The organism is Mesorhizobium sp. M7A.F.Ca.CA.003.01.2.1 (genome assembly GCF_003998945.1).
GTDB lineage: Bacteria > Pseudomonadota > Alphaproteobacteria > Rhizobiales > Rhizobiaceae > Mesorhizobium > Mesorhizobium ciceri.
In genome coordinates this window covers 1-7,397 of the sequence record NZ_RZRA01000168.1, presented here as the reverse complement: position 1 = coordinate 7,397, position 7,397 = coordinate 1, and the positions used below count along the sequence as shown (strand labels likewise).

The window sequence follows — 7,397 nt, the reverse complement described above, 5'->3', positions numbered from 1 at the left end:
CATCGAAGCCGCTGGCCAGCTGGACGAACTTCGCCGAAGCGCGCGCATGAAGGCCGCGCTGGTTGATGATGGGAAAATCCCGGACTATCTGATCTTTTTCCGGGGACAGCGCGGTCATTTGCTGCTCAGGAGCTGGCTGGCAACATTGATGTATTTGCGACCGGCGGCCTGGGCCTCATCAAGGGCGGCCGCCATGTTGTCGCCCTTGCGGATCGAGGAGAGCTTGATCAGCATCGGCAGATTCATGCCGGCGATCACCTCGGTGCGGCCGGACTCCATCACCGAGATGGCAAGATTGGAGGGCGTGCCGCCGAACATGTCGGTCAGCACGATGACGCCCGCCCCGGTGTCGACACGGGCAACCGCGTCGACAATGTCGCGCCGACGCTGCTCCATATCGTCGTCGGCACCGATCGCCACGGTTTCGAAATTGTCTTGTGGCCCGACGACATGTTCGACGGCATGTCGGAACTCGGTGGCCAGTTGACCGTGCGTTACAAGCACGAGTCCGATCATTCTTTGGTGGCTCCCGTCATCGCCGCTTCACAGGCGCATTTTATGCTCGCCAGCCAATCCAGGCGGCGGGAGCGCTATCTTGTCGACGCGCGGCCCGTTGACAAGCCCAAAATTGCGCAGGCGCATGCCATTTTGACGCATTGCAGCAAAAAACCCGGAGCGGATCATAGAAAAGGCGCGATCGACAGCCGCGCCATCACGACCGGTAAGGCCGCCGGGATATTGCGTTCGACCACATCGACCTGTGGCACCAGACAACCCACGATGCTGCTAGCGGCATCCTCCTGGAAGCGCGGCGCTTCATCGGCCGGCACCAGGTGGACATGCAGGTCGACGAGGCCTGCCGGCTCGAATGGCAGAGGCCGGGGGCCGAGCCCAGGCACCTCGACGAGGCCTTCTATGGCGGCGGGAGCGCGGCACAGAAGCCGCCCGGCATGCGCCTCGACAAAGAGCTGATCGTCACCGACGAGCCGCGCGAACGATCCGCGCTGGCGACAATGATCTATGAGCGCCAGCGCCAGCGCCGTCTTGCCCGAGCCGGAGGCTCCGGTGATGAGAATGCCGCGCTCGCCGATCAAAACCATTGTCGCGTGAATGTTTTCAGGCTGCACGGCTGGACCAGGCATGGTTGGAATTCATGCTCTCAGCCTTCGGCCGGCAACGTCACCACAAAACGCGCGCCCTTGATCTCGCCGGGTTTGGTGCCGGGGATGTTCTCGGCGGTGAGCGTGCCGCCATGGGCCTCGACGATCTGCCTGGATATCGACAGGCCAAGGCCCGAATTCTGGCCGAACGCCTCGCCGGCCGGCCGGTCCGTGTAGAAGCGTTCGAAGATGCGGTCGATGTTGTCGGCGCGGATGCCGGGGCCATTGTCGTCGACGGTGACGATGTTGAACTTGCCGGCACGCGCCAGCGACAGGCTGATGTGGCCATGATCCTCGGGAACGAAGGAACGGGCGTTCTCGATCAAATTGGTGATGACCTGGCCGATGCGCAGATCATGGCCGACGACGACATAGCCTTTGACGCCCTGCGGCAGTTTGGCGGCCTTGAACTCGATCTCGACCGCCTTCTTGTTGCGCGTCGCTTCGCGCGAAACGGCGACCAGATCGGTGATGAATTTCTTCAAATCGACCGTTCCCGCATCTTCACGCGCGAGTTCCGCGTCCAGGCGCGATGCGTCGGAAATATCGGTGATGAGCCGGTCCAGCCGCCTGACATCGTGCTGGATGATATCCATCAGCCGGCCGCGCGAATCGTCGTTCTTGGCCAGCGGCAAGGTCTCCACCGCGCTGCGCAGCGACGTCAGCGGGTTTTTCAGCTCGTGCGAGACATCGGCCGCGAAGCTTTCGATCGCCTCGATCCGGGCGTAGAGCGCGTTGGTCATGTCGCGTATGGCGATCGACAGATTGCCGATCTCGTCCTGGCGGTCGGAAAAGTCGGGGATCTCCTCACGGCTCTTGACGCCGCGCCGCACTCGCACCGCCGCCGCCGACAGCCGGCGCAGCGGATTGGCGATGGTCGAGGCGAGCAGCATCGACAGGATGGCGGTGACAAGGGCCGCGATGCCGAAGACGCGCAGGATCGCCTTGCGCTCGGCGGCGACGATCTTGTCGATGTCGCCGCCTTCGGTCGACAGCATCAGCACGCCCAGGACGGCACGAAAGCGCTGGATCGGCACCGCCACCGAAACGATCTGCTCGCCCTGCTCGCTGACGCGCACGATGGTCGAAGGGCTGCCGGTGAGCGCCTTGACCACTTCCGGGAAAGCGGCGCCATTGCCGCCCGGCTGCTCGTGATAGACCGGCAGCTCGGTGTTGCGGAAGAAGTCGAAGACGAATTTCTGGATGCGCTCGACCAGATCGGGCTCTTCTTCCTCGACCGGCGGCAGGTCGTAGCGCAGGATCTGGCCACGCGAATAGAGGTGGCGCGAATCGAGCAGCAGATTGGCGTCGCGGTCATAGATGCGGGCGCGGGTCCTGGTCGGCGAGATCAGCCTTCTAAGCACCGGTGCGACACGCTCCGGGTTGATCGGAAAGTCGAGATTGTCGAGCTGGTCCGAGCCCGGCCCAAGGCTTTCGCCGGCCTGCAGTTCAAGCAGCTTTTCCGGGTCGATGCTGATCGAATCCGTCTCGACCGTCGCCGAAGCGGCGATGGCGCCGGCGATGATCTCGCCCTGGGTCATCAGGCTTTCGACGCGGGCGTCGATCAGCCCGTCGCGGAAGGTGTTGAGATAGAGGATGCCGGTCACCAGCACGGCGAGGCCGGCAAGGTTGAGGAACAGGATACGCCGCGTCAGGCTGGAAAAGATGTGATGGCCAAGGAAGCGGCGCATCGGCACCGTGATCTTCGAGACGAAGGACGGCATGATCCGCGACGGCCGCCTGGAGGCGCCCGCCGGTCTTGTTCGCTGTGCTTCCACTGCCATCGAATAGCAGGCCCTGCTACTTATGCTTCGCGGAACCGGTATCCGACTCCGTAAAGGGTTTCGATCATCTCGAAGTCGTCGTCGACGGCCTTGAACTTCTTGCGCAGCCGCTTGATGTGGCTGTCGATGGTGCGGTCGTCGACATAGACCTGTTCATCATAAGCCGAATCCATCAGCGCATCACGGCTTTTTACGACACCGGGACGCTGCGCCAGCGAATGCAGGATCAGGAACTCGGTGACGGTGAGCGTCACCGGCTCGCCTTTCCAGGTGCAGGTGTGGCGCTCCTGGTCCATGACGAGCTGGCCGCGCTCGAGAGAGCGGGCCTGCTGGCTTGGCGTCTTGGCTGCAGCCTCGCGGGCACTGGCGCGGCGCAGCACGGCGCGCACGCGCTCGACCAGCAGGCGCTGTGAGAAGGGTTTGCGGATGAAATCGTCGGCGCCCATCTTGAGACCGAACAATTCGTCGATCTCGTCGTCCTTGGAGGTCAGGAAGATCACCGGCAGGTCGGACTTCTGGCGCATCCGGCGCAGCAGTTCCATGCCGTCCATGCGCGGCATCTTGATGTCGAGAATGGCAAGGTTCGGCGGGCGTGCCGCCAGGCCTTCCAGCGCCGACGCACCATCCGTGTAGGTCTCGACGCGATACCCCTCGGATTCCAGGGCGATCGACACCGATGTCAGAATGTTGCGGTCGTCATCGACAAGCGCGATTGTTGCCATTTCAAGCGGCTCCCTCATGAGCTGTCCCTTCTGTCGTAGAGAAGGGGCTTTTGCAGGACAAATTAGGTACAAAATGTGGCATAGGCCTTGTCCGCTGTCACGCGCGGCATGCCGGCGGCCACAATCCTACCTCGACATGGATTGGACGAACGTACATCGCCAATCCTTTGGGCAACCGCGAAACTTTTTGCACATATAAACGATTTAAACAACTTTCAAAATATTTAAATCGATTAATGATTTGATATCATTTGACTTTTCTGGTTCTGACCATCTCAGCCCGCGTAGTGGGCGTGCCGGGAAGGTGCCGGCAAAGATGCGGCAAATCCAAGAGGGACACTCGATGTCGGAAGTCGGCAAACGCAATTCCGCCTGCGCGATCGATCATATCGGCCTGAAAACCACCGGCGTGGTGCGCTATAATTTCGGTGCGGCTGCTCTTTATGAGGACTCGATCCGGCGCGGCGAGGCCCGCTTGACCGCACATGGCGCGTTGGTCGCCGAGACAGGCCAGCATACCGGCCGCTCGCCCAAGGACAAGTTTGTCGTCCGCAACAGTGACACCGAACCGCATGTCTGGTGGGACAACAACAAGGCAATTTCACAAGCCCAGTTCGACACGCTGCTCGCCGATTTCCAGACGCATGCCTGGGACAAGGATCTATACGTCCAGGACCTGATCGGCGGCGCCGATGCGGAGCTGAAGCTGCCGACCAGGGTGATCACCGAATTTGCCTGGCACTCGCTGTTCATCCGCAATCTGCTCATTCGTCCCGATGCCGCCGAGCTCGAGCATTTCGTGCCTGCCATGACGATCATCGACCTGCCGTCCTTCCGCGCCGATCCCGCCCGCCACGGCAGCCGCACCGAAACGGTGATCGCCGTGGATCTCACGCGCAAGGTCGTGCTGATCGGCGGCACCTCCTATGCCGGCGAGATGAAGAAGTCGGTGTTCACCATGCTCAACTATCTGCTGCCGGCGAAAGGCGTGATGCCGATGCATTGCTCGGCCAACGAGGGTATGGCCGGCGACGCCGCCATCTTCTTCGGCCTGTCGGGCACCGGCAAGACGACACTCTCGGCCGATCCCTCGCGCACGCTGATCGGCGACGACGAGCATGGCTGGGGACCCCACGGCATCTTCAATTTCGAAGGCGGCTGCTACGCCAAGACGATCAAGCTGTCGGCGGAAGCCGAGCCGGAAATCTTCGCCACCACGCAGCGCTTCGGCACGGTGCTGGAAAATGTCGTGCTCGACGCTGATGGCGTGCCGGATTTCAACGACGGAAGGCTGACCGAAAACACACGCTGCGCCTACCCGCTGGATTTCATCCCCAACGCCAGCAAGACCGGCCGCGCCAACCATCCGAAGAACATCATCATGCTGACCGCCGATGCGTTCGGCGTGATGCCGCCGATCGCGCGGCTGACCCCGGCGCAGGCGATGTATCATTTCCTCTCCGGCTACACCGCCAAGGTGGCCGGAACCGAAAAGGGCGTGACCGAGCCCGAAGCGACGTTTTCGACCTGTTTCGGCGCCCCGTTCATGCCGCGCCATCCATCGGAATACGGCAATCTGCTGCGCGAGCTGATTGCCCGCCACGGCGCCGATTGCTGGCTGGTCAACACCGGCTGGACCGGCGGCGCCTACGGCACCGGCAAGCGCATGCCGATCAAGGCGACGCGGGCCTTGCTTGCCGCCGCACTCGACGGCTCGCTCAAGACGGCCGAGTTCCGCACCGACCCTCATTTCGGTTTCGAGGTGCCGGTGGCGGTTCGAGGCGTCGACAGCGCCATTCTCGACCCGCGCTCCACCTGGGCCGACAAGGCCGGCTATGACCGGCAGGCGGCAAGGCTGGTCGGCATGTTCGCCGTCAATTTCGAGAAATTCGAAAGCCATGTCGATGCCGTGGTGCTGGGTGCGGCGCCGCGCATGCAGGAAGCGGCGGAGTAATCGCGCTACGGGGTTCAGCTTCGTTGAAAGGCCCGGTTCGATCGGGCCTTTTCTTTTTCGATCCGCCGCGCCATGACTGCGGCATGGCGAGCGACGACAACATCATCATATCAGGCGATGCGGTGATCCATCCGGGCGACCTGCACGAGGATTTCATCCGCTCGTCCGGTCCCGGCGGCCAGAACGTCAACAAGGTGGCGACGGCGGTGCAACTGCGCTTCGACGCCGCCAACGCAGCGGGTCTGTCGGAGCGCGTGCGCGAGCGGACGATCAAGCTTGCCGGCCAGCGTGCCACCAAGGACGGCGTCGTTGTCATCGAAGCGGGCCGCTTCCGCACCCAGGAACAGAACCGGGCGGATGCGCGGGCACGGCTGACGGCACTGGTCGCCAAGGCCGCCGAACCGCCGCCGCCACCGCGCAAGAAGACGCGGCCGTCAAAGGGTGCCGTGGAACGGCGGCTGAAGAGCAAGGCCGGGCGAGGCACGATCAAGAAGCTGCGCGGCCGGGTGGAGAACGATTAAGCACCGCGAAGCTGCAACGCGCGGGTGGCTTCCAATTCTGGGTTGCAGATGGCAAGCTGCGATCACCCACCACAGCAATGGAGACCAACGATGGGCATGTTCGATTTCGTCAAGAGTGTCGGCAAGAAACTGGGCATCGGCGGTGACGACGAAGCCGCACCCACGGCCGACACACTCAAGAAGGAGCTCGATTCGCACAAGCTCGGCACCGATGGCGTCGAGGTCGTCGTCAACGGCGATACGGCGGTGCTGAAGGGTGTGGTCAAGGACCAGTCGATCTTCGAGAAGGCGGTCATCGCCGTCGGCAACACGCTCGGCGTCTCCAAGGTGCAGGCGGACGAATTACAGGTCGCGCCAGCACCTGGCACGGCCGCCGCCCCGGCCAAGGAGCCCACCTTTTACACCGTGAAGAAGGGCGACAATCTCTGGAAGATCGCCGAGAAAAGCTACGGCAAGGGCCAAGGCGTCAAGAACACGGTCATATTCGAGGCCAACAAGCCGATGCTGACCCATCCCGACAAGATCTATCCGGGCCAGGTGCTGCGCATCCCCGACCTCGCCTGATCGGCGACTGCCAATTCGACAAGAGCGGCGGCTTTCGGGTCGCCGTTTTCATTTGATCGTGACATTTTACGGTTCCGAACCATCCAAGAGGCGATCGAATCCGTGCTCGTTCTGCCCAAAGGCGTCCGCCACATGCCGGCCTACCTGTCACGCACCGTGCAGGAAGAACTGGTCGACGAGGTGAGACGGATCGTGCAGCAGGCGCCGCTGTTCGTGCCGGCCATGCCGCGCACCGGCAAGGAGATGAGCGTGCGCATGACCAATTGCGGGCCGCTGGGCTGGGTCACCGACAAGGAGCACGGCTATCGTTACCAGCCGGCGCATCCGCTAACCGGGGCGCCTTGGCCGCCAATTCCGGATGCGCTGCTCGACCTGTGGCGCGAGGTCTCGGGCTATCCGCATCCGCCGGAAGCGTGCCTGATCAATTTCTACACGGCGGATGCGAAGATGGGCCTGCATCAGGACCGCGACGAGGCCGACTTTTCGGCGCCGGTCGTCTCCGTCTCGCTCGGCGACGACTGCCTGTTCCGGGTTGGCCAGACCACGCGTGATGGCGCCACCAAGTCGTTCAGGCTGCAAAGCGGTGATGTCGTGGTGCTCGGCGGCGAGGGGCGGCTGTGCTTTCACGGCGTCGATCGGATCTATCCCTCGACCTCGGCGCTGCTGAAAAACGGTGGGCGGATCAATCTGAC

The 7,397-nt window shown here is 62.9% G+C and carries 9 protein-coding genes; 4 read left to right on the top strand and 5 right to left on the bottom strand.

Going from position 1 to position 7,397, the window contains the following annotated elements:
- The 5 genes from EN969_RS09620 to EN969_RS09595 all read right to left on the bottom strand — a co-directional run.
- The coding region (locus EN969_RS09620) for an HPr family phosphocarrier protein (RefSeq protein WP_206525141.1) at positions 1-118 on the bottom strand (118 nt) is incomplete at its 3' end.
- Positions 115-516 carry a PTS sugar transporter subunit IIA gene (locus EN969_RS09615; protein WP_010912939.1) on the bottom strand — a complete coding sequence of 134 codons (402 nt, stop codon included), beginning with the start codon at positions 514-516 and terminating at the stop codon, positions 115-117. The genes EN969_RS09620 and EN969_RS09615, both read right to left, overlap by 4 nt.
- Before the next feature lie 164 nt (positions 517-680).
- Positions 681-1,142: a hypothetical protein gene (locus EN969_RS09605; protein WP_013528335.1), complete on the bottom strand. Its 462-nt coding sequence runs from the start codon at positions 1,140-1,142 to the stop codon at positions 681-683.
- Between the two features lie 17 nt (positions 1,143-1,159).
- Positions 1,160-2,944: a sensor histidine kinase gene (locus EN969_RS09600; protein ID WP_013528336.1), complete on the bottom strand. Its 1,785-nt coding sequence runs from the start codon at positions 2,942-2,944 to the stop codon at positions 1,160-1,162.
- Between the two features lie 20 nt (positions 2,945-2,964).
- Positions 2,965-3,666: a response regulator transcription factor gene (locus tag EN969_RS09595; RefSeq protein WP_013528337.1), complete on the bottom strand. Its 702-nt coding sequence runs from the start codon at positions 3,664-3,666 to the stop codon at positions 2,965-2,967.
- A 343-nt stretch (positions 3,667-4,009) separates the two neighbouring features.
- On the opposite strand from EN969_RS09595, the gene EN969_RS09590 reads away from it, so the two are divergent.
- The 4 genes from EN969_RS09590 to EN969_RS09575 form a co-directional block, all read left to right on the top strand.
- The gene (locus EN969_RS09590; protein WP_063169782.1) at positions 4,010-5,620 is read left to right on the top strand and encodes a phosphoenolpyruvate carboxykinase; all 1,611 of its coding nucleotides are present in this window, start codon (positions 4,010-4,012) and stop codon (positions 5,618-5,620) included.
- An 83-nt stretch (positions 5,621-5,703) separates the two neighbouring features.
- Complete coding sequence (gene arfB / locus EN969_RS09585; protein ID WP_063170436.1) at positions 5,704-6,141, top strand: alternative ribosome rescue aminoacyl-tRNA hydrolase ArfB; 438 nt, start codon at positions 5,704-5,706, stop codon at positions 6,139-6,141.
- A 90-nt stretch (positions 6,142-6,231) separates the two neighbouring features.
- A complete protein-coding gene (gene lysM / locus EN969_RS09580) occupies positions 6,232-6,705 on the top strand; it encodes a peptidoglycan-binding protein LysM (protein WP_013528340.1) in 474 nt (157 codons plus the stop codon).
- Between the two features lie 102 nt (positions 6,706-6,807).
- Positions 6,808-7,397, top strand: a 590-nt coding sequence (locus EN969_RS09575) for an alpha-ketoglutarate-dependent dioxygenase AlkB (protein ID WP_164758197.1), incomplete at its 3' end; no start/stop codon positions are given.